Below are 21,102 nucleotides of genomic sequence, written 5' to 3'. Positions count from 1 at the left end.
TACATTATGGAGTGTTAATCTTCATTTCTAAAGGCTATCCTCCTGTACAAGGCAGATTCTATACGCGTTACGCACCCGTTCGCCGGTCGTCAGCATAGCAAGCTACCTGTTACCCCTCGACTTGCATGTGTTAAGCCTGCCGCTAGCGTTCATCCTGAGCCAGGATCAAACTCTTCATTGTATATTTTAAATAATATTAATGAATAAGTTTCAAAAGAATTTGTTCTAATTTAATAGAACGTGGTTATTCTACTCTTATTTACGCTGTCAATTTCAATATTTTCAATGAACGTAACTTATTTAGTTACAGATGAGATTTTACTCTTATCATTTTTTGTAGAAATGTTAGAATTGAACTAACTGATTTTTATCTTAAAAATCATTCCGAAATTTCTTGATCGTTTTGCTTTAGTGTATTTCTTAAAGCGGTTGCAAATATACATCTTTTAATTTGTTTTAAACAAGCTAAATTTAACTTATTTTAAAAAATGTTTCAAATGAACGTTTATAACACTACGATAATCAATATCGCTGTTATGGACTACAAACTTACGACTCTTTTTTGTGTTTTTAAGCTTTTTTATACATTTATTTTTAACAAATTTAATGTATTGCTGATTATCAGCTAATTGGTTTTTTAGTCTGACTTCTTGTTATTGGATTTTGGGGTAAAATAGGCGGCATTTAGCAATAATTTTAATTTGTAAAGCCTGTTTAATTTTCGTTTCAAAAATTTTTATAACAGAAAAATAAGAAATCTAATCCGAAAAAGGAAATTCATTTCAGTTTAGCATCCTGATTTGCCGTTGATTTATACCTACAGTTTTCTGTTTTACATAAATCAATTGCTGCGGTTACCGTTACGATTACGAGCAGAATGCTCACAATAGCTAAAAAAACAGGAATAAATAGATGAAATACAAACAAGTCTGGTAGGCGAACACATAGGTTTACCTCCTACTTTATTTTTGTCCTTATATATATAGGTGTTAAAATTTGAAGTTATTTTGATTATTGTCGTCACCTGAAAGATGCTCGCGAATAGCCAATTCATAGTCGTTTGGCTTGGTTTGCAAAAATTATTATTGATTTATCAAATTATCAAAATGAACACAAATGCCTAGCCCCGATTGACGCTTTGTTTGAGCTCTTTTTTGTTTTTCTTTTTAAAAAACAAAAAAAGCGAGTGCGGAAAGCGGGAAATTGCTTCAAAAAAAATTAAATGACGGCTATAAAGCAAATTTTCTCATTTCCTAGATTGTCTATTACTATAATTTTATGGTTTCCTTTTTTAGGAATTATCGCCTGCTCGTGATATTGAGTCGTATTGCCTATAAAAACACCGTCTAAATACCAATATAAAACAGCATCGGCACTACTATGAGTTACTTTTAAAATAATTGGATTTAATTTTTCAACGCCTTTTGTTAGTGATATTTTAGAACGAAATTTTGTTGGAAAAACAAAACTCATCATATTATTTTCTAACTCATTACAGCCGTTTTTAAAGCTTGGTAATTCACGGTAATTTGCGTTTTTTTGCTTGTAATAATGTGCCATTAAAGGAGGCAAAACAAACCAAGTTTTCGCTTTTATATTACTTACAGCTTCGCAATTAGAGGTTACTTGAAAAATTTCTGACGCATCAACTGTTATTTGCTTGTGATATGGGCAGGGCTTTGCTCTTACGCCGTTTTTAGGAATTCTCTTTATAACTGATTTACAAATTGGTAAGGCTAAATAACCGCTTTTTTCGCAAATTTCTTCTTCAATTAATGCTTCAAAAGGTTCTAAAAACCAATCTGATTTTGGCAACACATCAAAAACATTAAACAACAAAGGAGCGGCACTTCCTACGCCTGTTAAATCAGGCCTTCCTTCTCCGTCAGAATTTCCAACCCAAACTCCGACAACATATTTAGGGGTTACACCAATTGCCCAAGCATCTTTATTACCGAAACTTGTGCCTGTTTTCCATCCTATTTTTTGAGAAGAATCAAAATATTTCCATGATTGATCGACAAGAGGTCTGTTTACTTGAGTTAAAGTATTTAATGTTGTAAAGGCTACGCCTGCATCAATATGTGTGTAGTTTTCTTGAATTTTACCGAAATTTATTTTATCCGAATTTAAATAACTAGGCTCAATAAATTCCTTTGAATAATACTGGTGTTTTGTAGCTTCAAAATGATTTACAATACTCGCATAGCTGGCAAATGTTTTACACAAATCCCACAAACTCGCTTCTGCTCCGCCTAAAATTAATGATAATCCATAATAATCTGCCGATTTATCGATGTCATTAATATGATACGCTTTTAAATTTTCTCTAAATTTTTCTAATCCGTATGATTTTAACATTAAAACCGATGGAATATTTAAAGAACGGGTTAAGGCTTGGTTGGCAGGAACGGCACCATCAAAAGTTAAATCGTAATTTTTTGGTGTGTAACCTGCAATTTCAATAGGAATATCAGCCACTAATTGTGTGGGTAAAACACCTCCTGATTGCAACATTTGTGCATATAAAAAAGGTTTTAAAGTACTTCCCGTACTTCGTGCCGAAATAAGATTGTTTACATCTTTTTGATGCGCTTTATCTGTTGGCGAGTTTCCTACATAACTTAATACTTTTCTGGTAACAACATCTAAAACTACTACAGACATATTATATACTTCATTTTGTTTTTGACGCTCATAATGTTGTTTGACTAAAGTATTCACTTGTTTTTGCAAATGAATATCTAAAGAACTTTGTATATATTTTCCTTGATGTTTTTTAGCTATTTCTTGCACAAAGTGTGGTGCTAAGTTTGGTAATCCGTAAGGTTTTTGAGGCAAAGTTTCTTCTAAAGATAATTGATAGGTTATTTTATCTATAATTTTCTGTTGATATAATTTTTTAAGTAATCTATTTCTTTTTTCTTTTAATCTTTCTTGATTTTTCCCTGGATAAATTAACGAAGGAGCATTTGGAAGTACTGCCAAAGTAGCTGTTTCTGCCCATGATAATTGATGTGGTTGTAATCCGAAATAGCGCCAAGAAGCCATTTCTAAGCCAACGACATTTCCTCCGAAAGGAGCGTGAGAAGCATATAACTTTATAATATTTTCTTTTGATAATCGAAATTCTAATCGAGTTGCCAAAACGAGTTCTTTTATTTTCTCGATATAAGATCTACTTTTATTTTTTCTTGATAATCGAATTACTTGCTGTGTTAGTGTACTTCCACCTCTAATTACTCGTTTTGCTTTGCTATTTTGAATAAATGCTTTTCCTATTGATATTGGATTAAAACCAAAATGCTGATAAAAATAAGCGTCTTCAAATTGTAAAATACAGGCTTCAAATTTTTTAGGTACGGAATCTAATTCGGGAAATCGCCACTGCCCATCTTTGGCTATAACAGCTCCTAATAATTCATTGTTTTTTGCAGTTACAACGGTTGATGTTGGTGTTGAAAATAATTGTTTCGGTAAACATGAATAATAAATAACAATTAATATACTGGCAATAATTATTTTTAATTTGTACTGTTTTAAAAAGTTAAAAAGTGTGTTCATGTAAATTTTTCATGCAGATTTAATACAGATTATGTTTCTAATCTTTATTTTAAAAGTATACTTTCAAAAGTATAAAGTTTAAGCGTAAAAAATCAAGGATAAGTAAGTTATCTTTGTGACTTATTAAACATCAGAAATTTTACATGAGTTTTACGTTACTTTCATCACCATTACAAGGTTTTACCGATTTTAGATTTAGAAATGCACAACATAAATATTTTGGTGGTATTGATACCTATTATGCGCCATATATTCGATTGAATGGCAAAATGGTTATAAAATCGAGCTATAAGCGTGATTTATTACCCGAAAACAACAATACGTTAACCGTTATTCCTCAGGTTATTACTAATGACCCTGATGAATTTTTATTCGTTGCAAAATATGTACAAAGCTTAGGCTATAAAGAATTAAACTGGAATTTAGGTTGCCCGTATCCGATGGTTACAAAATCGGGAATGGGTTCTGGATTAATTTGTAATCCTGCTAAAATTGATGAAGTTTTACACAAAGCACACAACGAATCGGATATTTTAGTGTCAATGAAAATGCGAATGGGTTATGAAAATAGTGAGGAAATTTTAAACTCCTTCCCTATTTTAGATAAATATCCTTTAAAAAACATCGCCATTCATGCACGTATAGGAAAGCAATTATACAAAGGTGGTGTTGATTTAGATGCTTTTCAAAAATGTATTGATGTTGCTAAACATCAATTATATTACAACGGAGATATTACTAATGTTGCTGGTTTTAAAGCGATGCAAGAGCGTTTTCCTAGTATTAGTCATTTTATGATTGGGCGTGGTTTAATTGCCGATCCGTTTTTACCACAAATGATTAAAGACAATACCACGGAATATCCTGAAGATAGATGGAAAATTTTTGAAGCTTTTCATAATGAAATTTATCAGCAATATGACGAAGCTTTATCGGGACCAACACCTATAAAAATGAAAATGTTAGGTTTTTGGGAGTATTTTTCAAAGTCATTTGATAATCCGCAGAAAACCTACAAACAGATTAAAAAAGCTGGAAATCAAAAAAAATATCAACTAGCTGTAAAAGAAATTTTAAGTAATGAAAAAAAGCTTTAATCGTTATTTTGTAATTAATTTAGAGCCTGTTTAAAAATTAAATAAACTGTCAGTTCGAGTGATTTTTTCCTTCAAAAAAATTGTATCGAGAACTTTTTTAGTATGAAATTTATCAACATATAAAAATCCAAATTCTCGATACAATTTTAATTCTTTTTAGTCATTAAAACCACTCGAATTGACAAGAGTCATCAAAAAAAGGCTAAGAACTCTGGCAAATCAGGATGCGAACCTGAAATAAATTCAGGTTGACCGATGCGATTTCTTATTTTTCTGTTATATTTTTTTTCAGATGAAACTTAAACAAGCTCTTATAAAAAAAGGCTATTTCTTAAATTTAAGAAATAGCCTTTTTTATTATTTTTGATTAATTGACTACTTATTACGCCAAAGTAATACGTACTTTTTTATTTTTTAAACGCGTATTATTTAATTCTTCAATTAATTTTTTCGCTTCACTTACAGGAACTGCGATAAAAGCACAATCTTGCTTTAATTCAATAACTCCTAATTGTTCTTTGGTTAAATTCCCTTTTTTAAAGAATAACCCTGCAATATCTCCTTTTGATATTTTATCTTTTCTTCCTCCTGAAATAAACAACGTTTCCCAATAATGCGCTTTTATTTTTTGTTTATGAGAAATATCTTCATTAGGAATATTTTTAAGAAAATCTGGTAAATTTTCTTTTTGCCATTTTAAAATATATGCAGTTCCTTTTGCATTTACTCTTGCAGTTCTACCATTTCTATGCGTAAATTCCTCAATTCTTTCTGGTAATTCATAATGAATAATATATTTCATTTCAGGAATATCAATACCTCTTGCCGCTAAATCGGTTGCAATTAATACTTGACTTGTTCCGTTTCTGAATTTTATTAATGAACGTTCACGATCTCTTTGCTCCATTCCTCCAGAAAAACAACTGTGTGCAATTTTATTTTTCTCTAAAAATTCGCTTACGTGATTGATGCTATCTTTTAAGTTACAAAAAATAATTCCTTGCTGATTTCCTACGTGTTGTAATAATTCATGTAAGGTTTTATTTTTGTTTTTAATAGGAGAAACAACCGTTTTTAAAGTTAATTGTCTTGATTTTTTTCCTGTTAAATAATTTAATACCGTTGGTTTGGTTAAACCTACAAATTGTGGAATTTCTGTTTCCTGCGTTGCAGAAGTTAAAATACGTTTTTTCAGATTTGGTAATTGATTTATAATTCCTCTCATTTCAGATTCAAAACCAACTTCTAATGATTTATCAAATTCATCTAAAATTAAAGTTTGAATACTATTTTTAGAAAAACGTTCATTTGCAAAATGATCTAAAATTCTACCAGGCGTACCAATTAAAATACTTGGTATGTGTTTTAATTCAATTTTATCTTTTGCCATTGAGCGCCCTCCGTACACAGCATTTACTTTAAATCCTGTTCCCATTTCACGAATTACCTGTTCTATTTGAATGGCTAATTCTCTTGATGGTACTAAAATTAATACCTGAATATCTTTATTTTCTGGGTCAATTAACTTCAAGGCTGGTAATAAAAACCCTAAAGTTTTACCCGTTCCTGTTGGCGATAATATAACCGTATTTGCGTTTGTTTCTACTACTGAAATGGCTTTTTTTTGCATTTCGTTTAACTCATAGATATTTAGTTTTGCTAAAATATCTTCCTGTGTTTTTACTGTCATTGCCATAATATTTATATCTATGAAGTTTTTTTATGAACTTTTAAAGCCGCAAAGATAGGCAGTGTATCTTTATTTATCTTAAATTTAGCCTAAAAACACGCGTTATTAGTTGCTGCTTGTTTAAAATGAAGCCTAATTTGATTTTTTTAAATCAATTCAATAAAAATTTTAACCAGTAAAGTTGTTTAATTGAATTATTTTTGCGTGAATTTTAAATATTTTTAATTTGTTAAATTACTATTCTTACGAGCACACAAGTTCATTACAATGGGTAACATTTGTACACGGAGCAGGCGGAAGCAGCGCTATTTGGTACAAACAAGTTCGAGAATTTAAAAAACATTTTAATGTTTTAATTTTAGATTTACGTGGTCATGGCGATAGTAAATCAATACTAAAAACACCTTTTCAGAAAAAATATACTTTTGATGCTATTACTGATGATATTTTAGAGGTCATCAATCATTTAAAAATTACAAAATCGCATTTTGTAGGCATTTCACTAGGGACTATTTTAATAAGAAACCTTGCCGAAAAAAAACCCAATTTGGTAAAAAGCATGATTATGGGCGGTGCGATTATCAAGCTAAACTTACGCTCTCGTTTTTTAATTTTTGCAGGAAACTTATGTAAATCTATTGTTCCTTACATGCTATTATATAAGCTTTTTGCCTTTGTAATCATGCCAAATAAAAATCATAAAAAATCACGATTACTTTTTGTGAATGAAGCTAAAAAATTATATCAAAAAGAATTTTTACGATGGTTTAAACTAACCTCTGAAATAAATCCGTTATTGCGTTTATTTAGAATGAATGACCTTAAAATCCCTACCCTTTATATTATGGGCGAAGAAGATTATTTATTCTTACCGAGCATTAAAAACATAGTCGAAAAACACCTAAAAGCATCTTTAGTAATTGTTGAAAAATGCGGACACGTTGTTAATGTTGAAAAAGCAACTATTTTTAACAATAAAACGATTCAGTATATTAATTCAATTACTTAACGCCTATTTTTTCATCAAAAAGTCAAGTTAAAGAAAAATCTAACGAAAGATAATTTGAAGCAATTTCCCGCTTTCCGCACTCGCTTTTTTTATTTTTTTGAAGAAAAAAAACAAAAAAGAGCTCAAACAATTGCTACAATCGGGGCTAGGGTTTTTAGTTTCAAACAAATAAGACTACTCAAAAGATAATTTTAGTTAGCGCCTGTTTAAAAATTAAATAAACTGTCAGTTCGAGTGTTTTTTTCCTTCAAAAAAATGTATCGAGAACTTTTTTATCATCAAAATAAATCAACATAAAACAATTCAAATTCTCGATACAATTTCAATTCCTTTTAGTCATTAAAATCACTCGAATTGACAAGAATCATCAAAAAAAAGGAAATAACTACGGAAAATAAGGATGCAAAACTTAAACTAAATTCAGTTTGACGGATGGAAAATTTAAATAGAATTTAAAACAAGTTCTTAAAAGCTTAAAAACTGTCAGTTCGAGTGTTTTTTACCATCAAAAAAATGTATCGAGAACTTTTTTATCATCAAAAAAAATCAACAGAAAACAATTCAAATTCTCGATACTATTTCAATTCCTTTTAGTCATTAAAATCACTCGAATTGACAAGAATCATCAAAAAAAAGCCTAAACAAATAATTGCTTAGGCTTTTATCAGTACTATTTAAAAATAGTAATAACCATATTACATACTAAATAATTTGTTTACCTCATCTAAGGTTAACAATTTAGATTCAGTTAAAACATCTGGCTCTCTACTTACGTATTGTTGAATTTTCATTTTAACAATTCCTTGCTCTCTTACATACTTAAAGTAAACAGCTTCTCCGTTTGCTTTAATTTGATACCTACTACCAGTAGACTCCTCAAAACCTCTAGCAATAATTTGATGTAATTTAGCGGCGTCGTTATCTACATTTTTAAATGAAAACGAAATGTATTCATTTACCGTATTGTTAATGTTTTTATAAAACAAATTATACGCCTCATTACCTACTTTTTCTAGGTAAACAAATTCTACTTGCCCAACAACATCTATTTTTGTTTTTTCAACAAATTCAATTTGAGCAAACGATATTGCTGAAAAAAACAATGCTGCTACTACTACTAATTTTTTCATAAATCTTAAAAATTTTATATTACTATATTTTATTTAGTCATTAAAATAACGTTTTTTTTGAAAAAAAGTATGATTTTATCTAAAAAAACATTTTACTACTTTTTAAATAGCCCTTGCTCCTGCTTCAGCTACTGTATGGTCATTTTCTACGGAACTACCACTCACTCCAATAGCTCCAATTATTGTTCCGTTTTCATCTTTTACTGGCACACCTCCTGGAAAAGTAATTAATCCGTTATTCGAATGCTCAATATTATATAAGGGTTGTCCTGGTTGAGATAATTCACCAATAATTCCTGTATTCATATCGAAAAAACGAGCAGTTTTTGCTTTTTTAATCGAAATATCTAAAGAACCTAACCATGCACCATCCATACGAGCAAAAGCAACTAAGTTTGCACCTGCATCAACAACTGCAATATTCATTTTTGTGTCAATTTCTATTGATTTTGCTTTTGCTGCTGCAATAATTTTTTCTGCTTGTTCTAATGTGATGTTCATACTGTTTTATTTTTAATTAATAATTGATTTTAATTATTTTTAAACCTCAACGAAAGAATTACATTCTAAAAAACCCTGCTCTTTCATCCAAGTATCCGAATATATTTTATTCATATAACGAGAACCGTGGTCAGGTAAAAGTAATACAACGACACTATCTTTGTCAAAATATCCTTTTTCATTATATTGTTCGGTCGCCTGTAAAACAGCGCCAGAAGTATATCCGCAGAATAAACCTTCTGTTTTTACTAATTTTCTTGCAGTAAGCGCAGCATCTTTGTCTGATACTTTTTCATAAATATCAATTACATCAAAATCAGTGGCTGTTGGAATTAAATTCTTTCCTAAACCTTCAATTTTATAGGGTGATATTTCATTTTCATCAAACTCGCCTGTTTCATGATATTTTTTCAAAACAGAACCGATAGCATCGACTCCTAAAACTTTTATCTTCGGATTTTTCTCTTTCAAATACTTCCCTGTACCCGAAATTGTTCCGCCTGTTCCGCTTGCAATAACTACGTGTGTTACCTTTCCTTTCGTTTGTTTCCAAATTTCAGGACCTGTACTTTTATAATGTGCTTCTATATTCAGCTCATTGAAGTATTGATTGATATAAATAGACCCTGGATTTTCTCGGTGCAATCTTTTTGCTACTTCGTAATATGAGCGAGCATCATCCGCAGGAACATTTGCAGGACAAACATGTACCTGAGCCCCCATTGATTTTAACATATCAATTTTATCTTGTGATGATTTATCGCTTACCGCTAAAATACATTTATAGCCTTTGATAACACTAATCATCGCTAATGAAAAACCGGTGTTTCCTGAAGTTGTTTCAACAATGGTATCTCCTTTTTTTAAGATACCTTTTTTCTCGGCACTTTCAATAATATGCAACGCAATTCTATCTTTTGCCGAATGCCCCGGGTTAAAAGCTTCTACTTTGGCGTAATACGTTCCTAAAAAGTTTTTTGTTATTTTGGCTAACCTTACCATAGGGGTTTGCCCTATTAAATCTAAAATTGAATTGGTAATTCCTTTGTGTCTGTTCATTGTTCTCTTAATAAGAAAGCGTCATTGTAAAAGTCATTCTAAAAATATAAAAATTGAATTCTTACAATGACGCTTGCACTAAATTAGCTACAAAAGTATCATTATTTTTCTAACTTATCCTCTAACATTAAAAAGAAGCTATATTCTTCTGCTATTTCTTTTAAGGCATCAAACCTACCAGAAGCCCCTCCATGACCTGCATCCATGTTGGTATGTAGAAATAACATATTATCGTTTGTTTTTACATCTCTAAGCTTAGCAATCCATTTTGCTGGTTCCCAGTATTGTACTTGACTATCGTGCAGTCCTGTAGTAATTAACATATTCGGGTATGCCTTCGGAGCTACTTGGTCATAAGGAGAATATGATTTCATATAGTCATAATATTCTTTATCATTCGGATTTCCCCATTCGTCATATTCACCTGTGGTTAATGGAATGCTATCGTCTAACATGGTTGAAATTACATCTACAAAAGGAACAGCCGCTATAATTCCGTTATATAATTCAGGATTCATATTAATAATTGCTCCCATTAATAAACCTCCTGCAGAACCACCCATGGCATATAAATGCTTTGGCGATGTGTAATTATTATCAATTAAATACTTAGAACAATCTACAAAATCGTTAAATGTATTTTGCTTGGTTAGCATTTTACCATCTTCATACCAAGCGCGTCCTAAATACTCACTTCCTCGAATATGTGCCAAGGCATATACAAAGCCTCTGTCTAACAAACTTAAACGTGTTGTTGAAAATCCGTCAGAAATTGTATGCCCATAAGAACCGTACGCATATTGTAAAATTGGGGTATCTTTGGTAAGCTTGGTATCTTTATGATGTACAATTGACAACGCTACTTTTTTACCATCACGAGCTGTTACCCAAATACGCTGACTTACATAATTATTTTTATCAAACTTCCCACCTAGAACCTCTTGTTCTTTTTTAATTTCTTTGGATTGATCTCTCATATTAAAATCAATCACAGAACTTGGTGTAGTCATTGAATTATATGAATAACGAATTACATCAGTATCAAAATCTGGATTTCCGTGTACTCCTGCCGAATACGTTTCTTCTGTAAAAGGCAAATAATAATCTTCGGTATTATCCCATCGTTTAATACGGATTTTATTTAAACCATTGGTTCTTTCTTCTAAAACTAAATAGTCTTTAAAAATTGAAAAATCTTCAAATAACGTATCTTCTCTATGCGGAATTACATCCACCCAGTTTTCCTTTAACGTATTATCTTCAGGGGTTTTCATCAACTTAAAATTCGTTGCGCCATCTTTATTTGTTTTGATATAAAAATGATCTTGGTAATGTGCAATATCGTATTCTAAGTCACGCTCACGAGGTTGAATCATTCTAAAAGTTCCGTTAGGATTATCGGCCTCTAAAACCTGATATTCATTAGAAACCGTACTATAAGAACCCATTACTAGGTATTTTTTCGATTTTGTTTTGGTGATAAAAGCACCGAAAGTTTCATCTTTTTCTTCAAAAATTAATACATCATCAGCCGTATCAGTTCCTAAAATATGTTTGTAAATTTGTGAACTACGTAAGGTTTCAGGATCTTTTTTAGTGTAAAAAATTGTTTTATTATCGTTTGCCCAAACAGCCCCACCTGTAGTATTTTCTATTTTATCAGGATAAATTTCACCTGTTTCTAAATTTTTTATTTTGATACTATATTGACGACGACTTACCGTATCGGTGGCAAATGTTGTTAATTTATTATCCGGAGAAATACTTAAACCTCCTAATTGAAAATAATCATATCCTTTCGCTTCATTATTTACGTTGAACATAATTTGTTCATCAGCCTCTAAAGTTTCCTTTTTACGACTGTGAATAGGATATTGCTGTCCTTTTTCGTAGCGTGTAATATAAAAATAACCATTACTTTTATAAGGTACAGATTGGTCATCTTCTTTAATACGCCCTTTCATTTCCTCAAATAATTCTTCTTGAAAACCCTTGGTATGCTTTGTTTTTTGCTCGTAAAAAGTATTTTCAGCATTCAAATAATCGTACACTTTTTGAGTTTGTGCGTCTTTAACTTCTGCATTTTTTTGCGCATCTGTTAAACGCATCCAAAAATAATCGTCGGTACGTATATCTCCGTGCTTTTCTAAGGTTTTTGGTTGCTTATCGGCAATTGGAGCAGTACTATTTTCTTGATTATTTTTTATATTATTTTTATTCATGTCTTTGGTTTTGCAACCAACAAAAATAAGGCTAAAAGCAATGATATACGGTATGTTTTTTTTCATTTTAGTTAAAATCAGTTAAATTGTTGTCTTATTATTTCCCTTTTTCTTCGGATAAATTAAATTATTAATTTGCTTGTGAAAGTACTATTTTTGCTATTACTATAAACCATAAAATAGAAAACAAATGTTTGGAGATATTTCAGGAATGATGAGTAAAATTAAAGATGCTCAAAAAAATGTAGAAGCTACAAAAAAGAGGTTAAACACCGTTTTAATTGACGAAGCAACCGATAGCGGAAGTTTAAAAATTACAGTAACAGCTAATAATGAAATTAAAGCAATTTCAATTCACGAATCTTTATTAGAAGATAAGGAAGAGTTAGAAGATTATTTAATTTTAACTTTAAATAAGGCATTAAAAAGAGCAGGACAAATTAACGAACACGAATTAGCTGTTGCCGCTAAAGATGGTATGCCAAACATTCCAGGAATGGATATGTTTAAATAAAAAATGTTTTTACAATTAGAAAACTATATGTTGCCTTGCCTAAACAAAAAATTCTTCGGAATTGACTGTTTAGGCTGTGGCATTCAGCGGGCTTTAAGCTTTATTATACAAGGCGAATTTACCGCTGCCTTTAAAATATACCCTGCTATTTACACGCTTTTATTACTAGCATTAGTACTTGTTATCAACTTCTTTTTTGATGTTAAAAATGCTCAAAAAACAATTCGTATTTTAGCTGTAATAAATGTGCTTATTATAGCAATCAGTTATGTTATGAAAATGAATCAACTACTTTAAAAAATAAAAATTATGGAAACTATGGATCAAGAAAAATTACCAAACGCAACCGTTGCTTTAGTCTTAGGGATTTTATCAATTTTAACCTGTTGTTTTTACGGAGTTATAGGTTTACCCTTAGGTATCACTGCCGTTATTTTAGGAAATAAAGCCGTAAAATTAGATGCTGAAAACCCAGAACAATATACGGGTGTTAAAAATGCAAGCGCAGGTAAAATACTAGGAATTATTGGTATTGTACTTAATGTTCTTTATATTCTTTGTATTGTATATGTATTTTCAATAATCGGGTGGGATGCTATAGGAAATGAAGAGTTAATGCTAGAAAGATTAAACGAATTACAAAATCAATAAATATTATTATTTTTGATAAAAAGCAACTTATTTTATAATAAGTTGCTTTTTTTATGCTTAAATTTTTAATCTAGTACAGACGCGATTTATCACGTCTCTCATAATAATTTCAAAACATAATAAATATCATCAAAAATATTAATCATCAAAAAAGACGCCATAAAAAAAGACGCGAGGCATCGCGTCTGTACTGCATTACAACTATCATTTTATTTTAAATTGCTTGTTTTCAGTTCTAACACCATTAATAAACTATTAAAAACAATAAAAAGCAATGGCCAAATAGAAAAATTACGTTCATCGATGCCCAATACTATTAATGTCATCATAGTAAAAGGCACTAAAGGAATCAATACAAATGTAAAAATTGTAATATAAAGCACTCCCTTTGCAAATTTTACAATATTTAATCTAAAAAAAATTATAGGATGCATTTTCATGATATAGATGTTTTTAAAAATGAACAGTAGTATCATTATATTAATTCCTTGTAAAATCAGGTATTCTGGTAAAAAAGGAATAATAACTAGCCATTTTTTATACACAAAAAAGGTTATTAGTAATACCGATAAAAATATTCGAATTGCCATCGATTTACTATTATTTACAATCACATATCGTAAGATTCCACTTCGCTTTTCTTGTGTAATTCTTTGAATTATATCTTCTGGAAATACAATAAAAGGATTTAGAACACTTAATATTATAAAAAGAATAGACGATACTACTTGAAACTGTATTCCATTTAGTAAATAATTAAAATAAGTGGTTTCATTTTGAGCACTACCGACTCCATAAAATAATATATTTAAAACAGCTATTCCAATTAAACAGGCATAAACAACAATATTAAAGCGACTATTTTTTTTTACTATCTGCTGATGTTCAATATCCTCTTCGTTTTTTACTGAAAATTTAAAGGTATTAATTTCAGCATGAGAAATACTCACTTTTTTAAAAACAACGACCATTATAAAAATTATAAAAGAAGAAAAAACAACATACATAATATACAATCCCACAAGCTATTTTTTTTAAAAAATTAGTGTAATATACATAAAATTCACTTTTGTATGCTACAATCTTTAAGACCATTTAGAAACGTGAGGCATCGCATCGTCTTTATGTTGTTTTTTGATACTAAAAAAATAACGTAATTTTGCCCACTATTTTATCACAGAATTCACAAACGCTGTGCTTCTTTCAAAATCACTTTCAAAACTTCTTTCAAAAAAGCATGAAAAACGAAAAAACTTGGTTACAATATTATAAGAATAGTTTATCTGATAGCGAAAACTTAGCCATTGATATTGATAAAATAAAAAACTTATTTCAACAAGAAACAACTGATTTAAGCAATGCGATTATCAACACAAAACAAGCCAATGAATTGTTGGATATTGAAGAAAGACGAATTAACCGAATAAAAGGAATTCGTAAAAAAGACGACCCTAAATGGTACAAAGTAGCACAAACAAAAATAGTTTTATCTCCTTTTCATTTAACATATCAAACCGATAATTCTAACGAGAATTTAAAACACAAACCTAAAGATATTTATCCGTTTTGGATAATTGCCACAGTAAACCGTTCGGGAGAATTAAAAGCTCCTAAAGAATTATTCCCGTTAATTGTCCGCAATTATTTAACACCAATTGCCGATATTAAAAATGATTTTATTTTTTCTGAAATTGATACCGTTTTAGATGCTAAAGATCTTCAAGTACCCCAAGCTGATTATGAAGACGAAACGGTATCTTGGGCGGAATATTGGGCATATATAAATGATGTATTTTCACAAATTACTACAAATAGTTTACAAAACTATCAAGTAGAAAAATACAACACGCAATATCAATTGACTTATTTTGCTATTAGTTCAAAAATTTCTACAGCAAAAAGCATTCTTTTTTTATATGAAAACCTCTTAAAAGAAGAAGAATACAAGGATGAATTACCTGTTTTATCAAAAATAATTGACCCTTTTACCAAAGATGAAAAAGATAAAAAACATCCCATTACCGATGCTGATTTTTTAAATTACAATCACTTGCACTTAGGGCAAATGTCAAATAAATTTCCGCTATCTATCAGCCAACGTAAAACCCTATTATCTTATTTAACATCCCAAGAAAATGCCGTAACAGCAGTAAATGGTCCTCCGGGAACAGGAAAAACCACTCTTTTACAAAGCGTAGTGGCTACCGAATTTGTAAAAGCAGCAATACAAGGAGAAGATGCGCCAGTAATTTTAGCCTGTTCAAACAACAACCAAGCGGTTACCAATATTATTGATAGTTTTATCAATTCTAAAAGTTCATTAGAAGAATTATCGGCACGTTGGATTCCTAATTTTAACGGATACGCAACCTATTTACCTTCCAATTCTAAAAATGAAAAATCTTTAAAAGATATTAATTTTTTAAAAGGAAATATGTTTGGCAATGAAGGAACTTTATGCGATTTAGAAAATGAACAGTATATCTATGAAGCTGAATATTATTTTTTAACCAAATACTGTTATTATTTTAATACAGAAACCAATTCATTAGAAGATGTTTGCGACCATTTACAAGATGAAATAATTACCATTCAAAACACCTTAATTGAAGGTGTTAATTTTTCAAAAGATTATATAAGTAGCATTAATTTTATCAATACAATTCTTTTAAATAAAGCAGATTATATTCAAAAAGACGCCTTTAAAATTGCCAAATTAAAAGAATGGCGCACTGTAATAACTCGCCTGAAATCAACAATAAATAAAACTAATTTTACCGATAAAATAATTCAATATTTTAAAATAGAAAGTACTATTTCTAACGCTAATAATCATGCCAATAATTCATCCGAAGCTATTTTTAAAATATCCGAAGAAACAAGTGCTGATTTTGATAAAACCATTTTATTAATCAAAGAATGTATTGCAAATTTAAACACCGCCTTGCAATCAAATTTGCAGTTAAAAAACTGGAAAACTCAAAATAGTATTAAAGGATTCCCTTATATTTCAGAGGCTAAAATGTGGGATAACGAGTACGAAAAAATAAATTCAAACAATCATACTCCTCGTTTTTTTTACGATGAAATAGATATCGAATTACGCCATAAAGCATTTTTATTCGCTGTTCATTATTGGGAAGCTCGTTGGTTAATTGCTACAAAATACGCTCTAGACAACAACACTGAAAAAGGAACTGGCGAAAATTCGATTAAAAATAAATGGAAGCGCAGAGCCATGCTAACCCCCTGTTTTGTCGCCACTTTTTACATGGCACCGAGTCATTTTTTATACAGCCAATTTTTGGGCGAAAATGACAACGGAAAACCTGATTTCGACTATTTACCTTTATATAATTTTTTAGACCTTCTAATTGTTGATGAAGCTGGGCAGGTAACTCCCGAGGTTAGCATTCCAATGTTTTCTTTGGCAAAAAAAGCCTTTGTTATTGGCGATTTAAAACAAATTGAACCAATTTGGTCGATTCCTTCAAAAATTGATATTGGAAATTTAACCACTCTTAATATGCTTCAAAATGAAGAAGATGAAAAATATTTAAAAAATAAAGGTTTTTTAGCCTCAAGCGGTAGCATTATGAAAATGGCACAAAATGCCTGTGCATTTGAAACAGCAATATCCGAAGAAAAAATACAGGGATTGGTTTTATTAGAACACCGAAGATGCAACGATGAAATTATCAATTTCTGTAATGAACTCGCCTACAACGGTATTTTAAAACCCATGAAAGGAAAGGCAAAAGAGAATCAAATTTTCCCATCAATGATGGCGTATCATGTAGCAGGAATTAGCGAACGTAAATTTAACAGTCGCTGTAATATTAGCGAAGTAAATGCCATTATTACCTGGTTACAGCAAAACAAAGAAAAAATTCAAAAGGCTTATAATGTTGAAAATATTGAAAGTATTTTAGGAATTATTACGCCTTTTGCTAGTCAAAAAGGAGAATTATCACAAGCATTAACCCAGGCAGGTTTTAAAGTAAACGATATTAAATTAGGAACCGTTCACGCCTTACAAGGTGCTGAGCGTAACATTATTTTATTCAGTTCGGTATATTCGAACGAAGATCAAGGAACGCTATTTTTTGAAAAAGATAACAAACCTAATATTTTAAATGTTGCGGTTTCAAGAGCAAAGGATAGTTTTATTTTATTTGGCGATACTCGAATTTTTGACGCATCAAAAAACACACCATCTGGAATTTTAAAAAAGCATTTACATATTTATGAAATGGAGAAGTAATATATAATTGTCAGAAGTAAAACTGTCAGTTCGAGTCATTTTTTTCTTCAAAAAAAATTGTATCGAGAACTTATTTAATAGTAAAGTCAATTAAAATTTATCAATATAAAAGAATTCAAATTCTCGATACATTTTTAATTCCTTTTAGTCATTAAAATCACTCGAATTGACAAATAACTGCGGAAAATCAGAATATAAAATTTAAACAGGCACTACAAAAGATTTATTTGAAGCAATTTCCCGCTTTCCGCACTCGCTTTTTTTTGAAGAAAAATCAAAAAAAGAGCTCAAACAGATGCTTCAATCGGGGCTAGGCATTTGTACTCTATTTTTTATTCTTTCAATATTGAATAATTATTTCATCCGAAGAAAAAAAACACAAAAAATTACGCACAAAAAAAAAGGAACGATTAAAAAATCGTTCCTTTTATATACTCACTTTTATATTAAAAATTTCAGAAGCTTATTTTTTAAACTCAGAAATAGTTTTCTTAATAATAGCGATACAATCCATTAATTGCGCTTCAGTCATCACTAAAGGTGGTGCAAAACGGATAATATTTCCGTGTGTTGGTTTTGCTAATAATCCGTTATCACGTAACTTCATACAAATATCCCAAGCAGTTGAGCTTTCTTCAGTATCGTTAATTAAAACAGCGTTTAATAACCCTTTTCCTCTTACAGATAAAACTAAATCAGTTTCATTAGCAAACTCAGCTAATTCAGCTCTAAAAATCTGCCCTAAACGCTCTGCATTATCCGCTAAATTTTCATCTAATATAACTTCTAAAGCAGCCGTTGCTACAGCAGCAGCAATTGGGTTACCACCAAAAGTAGAACCGTGGTTCCCTGGCTTAATAACATCCATAACGTTGTTATCAGCTAAAACAGCAGACACAGGATATGCTCCTCCTGAAATCGCTTTTCCTAAAATTAAAATATCTGCTTTTACATTTTCATGGTCAATAGCTAACATTTTACCAGTACGTGCAATTCCTGTTTGAACCTCATCAGCGATAAATAATACATTGTGTTTTGCACACAAGGCTTTTGCCGCAGCTAAATATCCTTCTGAAGGTACGTAAACACCCGCTTCTCCTTGAATTGGCTCTACTAAGAAACCAGCAATATTCTTATCGCTTTCTAAAGTTTCTTCTAAAGCTTTTAAGTTATTATATTCTATTTTAATAAATCCGTTTGTAAATGGACCAAAGTTCTTACGAGCTACAGGATCATTAGAAAAAGAAATAATGGTAGTAGTACGCCCATGAAAGTTATTTTCACAAACAACTATTTGCGCATCATTTTCGTTAATTCCTTTTACTTCATAAGCCCATTTTCTACATAATTTTAAAGCCGTTTCAACAGCTTCAGCACCAGTATTCATTGGTAATAATTTGTCAAAACCAAAAAGTTCAGTAGCAAATTTCTCATATTTCCCTAACATATCGTTATGAAAAGCACGAGAAGTTAACGTTAATGTTTTCGCTTGGTTTACCATTGCATCAACAATTCTTGGGTGACAATGCCCTTGGTTTACTGCCGAATAAGCAGATAAAAAATCATAATATTTTTTTCCTTCAACATCCCATACGTGTACACCTTCACCTTTACTCAGTACTACTGGTAACGGGTGGTAATTGTGTGCTCCGTACTTGTTTTCTAATTCAATCGCTTCTTGCGACGTTAATTGTTTTAAATCAGCCATTTTAAAAATAATTTTAGGTTTGTACTTTGGTTTAAACAAAGCATCGTTTAGCATATTTACCATGCAAACATTTATAAATCTCGCTAAGCAAGTAAAATAAGCGTTCCTTATCTACCTTTATCCTTCCGAAGAGGTTTCGAAAATTCAGCGTGGGAAAGAAATCATCCCTAAAAAGAGTTGCAATTTACTAAATATTAAATAGCTTTTAAAGCCTTGGTCTTACATTTTTTTAACAAAAACAAAACTTCTAATTATTCATCGTTTATTCATCGTATTCTTATCTTTTAGCACCCGCTTTTACAGTTTTAATTAGCGGTTATAAATCAATCTATTACAAGTATATTTTGTTTAATTATTTTCTTTAATTAAAAATTAAAATTAAATTTATTTAACCAAGTATAAAAGTGACTAAAAAGAAAAATAAGGGTCATAATGATAACTAAAAACCAAAATATTATGAATCAGATATTAAATACTTACAATCAAATTACAGGCAGTTTTGGTAAACCAATTAGCGCTTTACTTATTATTGTGCTAGGATGGCTAATTGCCAAATTAATAAAAACACTAATCGATAAAATAAGCGACAGCAGTGGTTTAAATAATACGCTAAGCAATAGCAAAGTGCGTTTTGGTGACTTAATTTCAAAATTAGCATACTATTTAATAATGATCTTTGTTTTTATGTTAGCTCTAGACAAACTAGGAATGACAAGCGTTTTAGAGCCAATTAAAGGATTATTAAACGGGTTTACTCAATTTATTCCTAATATTGTAGGCGCAGGGCTTGTAGGCTATATTGGTTATATGCTAGCTACTATAGTTTCTGAATTAGTAGGCTTATCGGGAGGAACAATTCAAAAATTTGCACCAAAATTAAACCTACCTGAAAATATTAATATTGTTACTATCCTTAAAAAGGTTGTATTTATTTTTATATTTATTCCGCTTTTAATTGCCGCTTTAAATATTTTAAATATTGAATCTATTTCTGAACCAGCAACAAACATGCTAGAGATTTTCTTTGCTGCAATTCCTAAAATATTAGTTGCTACATTAATCTTAATTATTTTTGTTATTGGTGGTAAGTTTTTAAGTAATTTAATTAAAGATTTATTAGATAGTTTAAACTTAAACGAAATATTAAAAAGCGCTAATTTAGATTCTTTTACAGGTAAAGCAAATGTTGAAAAATTAATTTCAAATATTGTATATGCATTTATCGTATTATTTGGTGTAATGACTGCTATTGACAAATTAGAATTCAGCAAGCTTTCTGAAATTATGAATACCGTTTTAAACCTTGCAGGAAATATTTTATTCGGATTACTTATTTTAGCAATCGGAAATTGGATTGCAACTATCGCTTCTAAAAACTTTATGAAAAGTGATGACAATAAATTTGTAGGAAGTATTGTTAAAGTTGCTATTTTGGCAGTTTTCTTAGCAATCGGATTAGGGAAAATGGGTATTGCTGATGATATTATCAATTTAGCCTTCGGAATAACACTTGGCGCAGTAGCATTAACAGTAGTACTTTCTTTTGGATTAGGTGGTCGTGAGGCTGGCGGTAAACAAATGGAAAAAATATTAAATAAATTTAGCAAAAACACAAACGATGTTGCCGATAAAAAATAAGGTTAAAACAACGGCTATCAACTAATTACAAAAGCACCTCAATTGAGGTGCTTTT

General features: G+C 30.4%; 15 protein-coding genes and 1 rRNA gene. 7 read left to right on the top strand and 9 right to left on the bottom strand.

Annotation, left to right across the window (positions count from 1 at the left end; all coding sequences use genetic code 11):
* Both DPIF8902391_RS12475 and pbpC read right to left on the bottom strand, forming a co-directional pair.
* Positions 1–181 (bottom strand): 16S ribosomal RNA (locus tag DPIF8902391_RS12475); the annotation flags it as partial.
* A 1,037-nt stretch (positions 182–1,218) separates the two neighbouring features.
* Positions 1,219–3,564, bottom strand: a complete 2,346-nt coding sequence (pbpC, locus tag DPIF8902391_RS12470) for a penicillin-binding protein 1C (protein WP_172506024.1) — start codon at positions 3,562–3,564, stop codon at positions 1,219–1,221.
* A gap of 143 nt (positions 3,565–3,707) precedes the next feature.
* Here pbpC and DPIF8902391_RS12465 point away from each other — a divergent pair, with 143 nt between their 5' ends.
* Positions 3,708–4,661, top strand: coding sequence for a tRNA dihydrouridine synthase (locus DPIF8902391_RS12465; RefSeq protein WP_101955866.1), 954 nt, complete (start codon positions 3,708–3,710; stop codon positions 4,659–4,661).
* Between the two features lie 382 nt (positions 4,662–5,043).
* Here the strand turns inward: DPIF8902391_RS12465 and DPIF8902391_RS12460 are convergent, their stop codons facing one another.
* Positions 5,044–6,357 carry a DEAD/DEAH box helicase gene (locus DPIF8902391_RS12460; RefSeq protein ID WP_172506023.1) on the bottom strand — a complete coding sequence of 438 codons (1,314 nt, stop codon included), beginning with the start codon at positions 6,355–6,357 and terminating at the stop codon, positions 5,044–5,046.
* Positions 6,358–6,577: 220 nt separating this feature from the next.
* On the opposite strand from DPIF8902391_RS12460, the gene DPIF8902391_RS12455 reads away from it, so the two are divergent.
* Positions 6,578–7,360 carry an alpha/beta fold hydrolase gene (locus DPIF8902391_RS12455; RefSeq protein ID WP_058884984.1) on the top strand — a complete coding sequence of 261 codons (783 nt, stop codon included), beginning with the start codon at positions 6,578–6,580 and terminating at the stop codon, positions 7,358–7,360.
* A gap of 695 nt (positions 7,361–8,055) precedes the next feature.
* Here the strand turns inward: DPIF8902391_RS12455 and DPIF8902391_RS12450 are convergent.
* From DPIF8902391_RS12450 to DPIF8902391_RS12435, 4 genes are all read right to left on the bottom strand, one after another.
* On the bottom strand, positions 8,056–8,490 hold the full coding sequence (locus DPIF8902391_RS12450) for a hypothetical protein (protein WP_058884983.1): 435 nt from the start codon (positions 8,488–8,490) through the stop codon (positions 8,056–8,058).
* Positions 8,491–8,592: 102 nt separating this feature from the next.
* On the bottom strand, positions 8,593–8,991 hold the full coding sequence (locus DPIF8902391_RS12445) for a GlcG/HbpS family heme-binding protein (protein ID WP_172506022.1): 399 nt from the start codon (positions 8,989–8,991) through the stop codon (positions 8,593–8,595).
* 39 nt (positions 8,992–9,030) lie between these two features.
* The gene (locus tag DPIF8902391_RS12440) at positions 9,031–10,050 is read right to left on the bottom strand and encodes a PLP-dependent cysteine synthase family protein (RefSeq protein ID WP_172506021.1); all 1,020 of its coding nucleotides are present in this window, start codon (positions 10,048–10,050) and stop codon (positions 9,031–9,033) included.
* Positions 10,051–10,151: 101 nt separating this feature from the next.
* Positions 10,152–12,338, bottom strand: a complete 2,187-nt coding sequence (locus DPIF8902391_RS12435; RefSeq protein WP_394810791.1) for a S9 family peptidase — start codon at positions 12,336–12,338, stop codon at positions 10,152–10,154.
* 124 nt (positions 12,339–12,462) lie between these two features.
* Between DPIF8902391_RS12435 and DPIF8902391_RS12430 the strand changes: the two genes are divergently transcribed.
* The 3 genes from DPIF8902391_RS12430 to DPIF8902391_RS12420 are packed head-to-tail and all read left to right on the top strand — an operon-like array spanning position 12,463 to position 13,437.
* Positions 12,463–12,786, top strand: a complete 324-nt coding sequence (locus DPIF8902391_RS12430) for a YbaB/EbfC family nucleoid-associated protein (protein WP_058884980.1) — start codon at positions 12,463–12,465, stop codon at positions 12,784–12,786.
* A 3-nt stretch (positions 12,787–12,789) separates the two neighbouring features.
* The gene (locus DPIF8902391_RS12425) at positions 12,790–13,083 is read left to right on the top strand and encodes a DUF2752 domain-containing protein (RefSeq protein ID WP_232122788.1); all 294 of its coding nucleotides are present in this window, start codon (positions 12,790–12,792) and stop codon (positions 13,081–13,083) included.
* A gap of 21 nt (positions 13,084–13,104) precedes the next feature.
* On the top strand, positions 13,105–13,437 hold the full coding sequence (locus tag DPIF8902391_RS12420; RefSeq protein WP_172506020.1) for a CCC motif membrane protein: 333 nt from the start codon (positions 13,105–13,107) through the stop codon (positions 13,435–13,437).
* A 209-nt stretch (positions 13,438–13,646) separates the two neighbouring features.
* Here the strand turns inward: DPIF8902391_RS12420 and DPIF8902391_RS12415 are convergent, their stop codons facing one another.
* Positions 13,647–14,459, bottom strand: coding sequence for a hypothetical protein (locus DPIF8902391_RS12415; RefSeq protein ID WP_172506019.1), 813 nt, complete (start codon positions 14,457–14,459; stop codon positions 13,647–13,649).
* 215 nt (positions 14,460–14,674) lie between these two features.
* On the opposite strand from DPIF8902391_RS12415, the gene DPIF8902391_RS12410 reads away from it, so the two are divergent.
* Entirely contained in the window at positions 14,675–17,701 is a 3,027-nt protein-coding gene (locus DPIF8902391_RS12410; protein WP_172506018.1) for a DEAD/DEAH box helicase, read from the top strand.
* 463 nt (positions 17,702–18,164) lie between these two features.
* Here the strand turns inward: DPIF8902391_RS12410 and rocD are convergent, their stop codons facing one another.
* Positions 18,165–19,409 carry an ornithine--oxo-acid transaminase gene (rocD, locus tag DPIF8902391_RS12405; protein ID WP_058886253.1) on the bottom strand — a complete coding sequence of 415 codons (1,245 nt, stop codon included), beginning with the start codon at positions 19,407–19,409 and terminating at the stop codon, positions 18,165–18,167.
* A gap of 456 nt (positions 19,410–19,865) precedes the next feature.
* Here rocD and DPIF8902391_RS12400 point away from each other — a divergent pair, with 456 nt between their 5' ends.
* Positions 19,866–21,047 carry a mechanosensitive ion channel gene (locus DPIF8902391_RS12400; protein ID WP_158508512.1) on the top strand — a complete coding sequence of 394 codons (1,182 nt, stop codon included), beginning with the start codon at positions 19,866–19,868 and terminating at the stop codon, positions 21,045–21,047.
* Positions 21,048–21,102: the final 55 nt, after the last annotated feature.

Source organism: Tenacibaculum finnmarkense genomovar ulcerans (assembly GCF_900239495.1).
GTDB classification, from domain to species: domain Bacteria; phylum Bacteroidota; class Bacteroidia; order Flavobacteriales; family Flavobacteriaceae; genus Polaribacter; species Polaribacter ulcerans.
The sequence above is the reverse complement of the archived record's forward strand: the minus strand, read 5'-3'. Positions and strand labels throughout refer to the sequence as shown.